Raw genomic sequence first — 503 nt, forward strand, 5'->3', positions numbered from 1 at the left:
CACTTTTGGTTGTTATCTACTCTTTGCTGGTGCATCAAACCTTGTTGGGTAACTACCCAATGTCCATTCGCTGGCTTGCTCACCGTTATCTGCTCAATCAGAGTCTGAACTTCTATCAAGATGATTTTGCAGGGCGCGTTGCAACCAAAGTGATGCAAACCTCTCTCGCAGTACGTGAAACGGTCATGAAGAGCATGGACGTGTTTGTCTACGTGACGGTTTACTTCACCAGTATGGTCGTGATGTTAGCAGCTGCAGATTGGCGTTTAATGATTCCAATGATTGTCTGGCTTTTGGTTTACATCGCGATTCAGATTTACTTTGTACCGAAACTGAAAGATGTGGCCTCTGAGCAAGCCGATGCGCGCTCAACCATGACAGGCCGTATTGTCGACAGCTACACCAACATCCAAACCGTGAAGCTGTTTTCACATAGCCAACGAGAAACCCAATATGCCGAACAAGGCATGAAAGGATTTCTCAACACGGTTTATCGTCAAATG

General features: G+C 45.9%; 1 protein-coding gene. It reads left to right on the plus strand.

Features of this window, described 5'->3' with window-relative positions; all coding sequences use genetic code 11:
* Positions 1–503, plus strand: a 503-nt coding sequence (locus R8N49_RS30905) for an ABC transporter transmembrane domain-containing protein (RefSeq protein WP_318190923.1), incomplete at both ends; no start/stop codon positions are given.

This window comes from Vibrio sp. 1978, from assembly GCF_033344345.1.